Annotated in this window: 1 pseudogene; it reads left to right on the top strand. The window is 66.9% G+C overall.

The window, feature by feature from the left end:
- A pseudogene (locus tag RM572_RS28905) lies at window positions 1-481 on the top strand (hypothetical protein); the annotation flags it as partial.

Raw genomic sequence — 481 nt, forward strand, 5'->3', positions numbered from 1 at the left:
GTCTACGAGATCGGCGCCCCGCTGAACTTCCTCAACGTGTTCAGCGACGTCAACGACCAGCTGACGGAGGCGCGGCCGGGCCAGTTCACCGGCGTCGTCCTCGAAGGCGGCGTGCACATGGACCCGATGCAGGGCGGCAACCCGCTGATCCAGGTCGCCGCCTATGCCATCGCCGGATTCCCGCAGCCGCAGAACCCGCTGGCCGTCCGCGAACTGTCCGCCGGGTGGATCAACGACATGTTCGACGAAAAGATCGATCCCGCCACCGGGGCCTGCCAAGCCGACTGCGCGGGGCAATACGGAGACGGCGACGACTCGTTCACCATCACCACATCCCGAGGCGACGCCGTGGCGGTGCTGATCGGCACGCAGAAGGCCACGGCACTCACCTCCCTGCACGCCATCAGCCTGACCGACTTCGTCTCCGCGATTCCGGCCGGCGTACTCAACGGGTTGCAGACCACGTGCGAGCTGTTCACCG

The sequence above is a fragment of the Streptomyces hazeniae genome, assembly GCF_031845485.1.
Taxonomy (GTDB): domain Bacteria; phylum Actinomycetota; class Actinomycetes; order Streptomycetales; family Streptomycetaceae; genus Streptomyces; species Streptomyces hazeniae.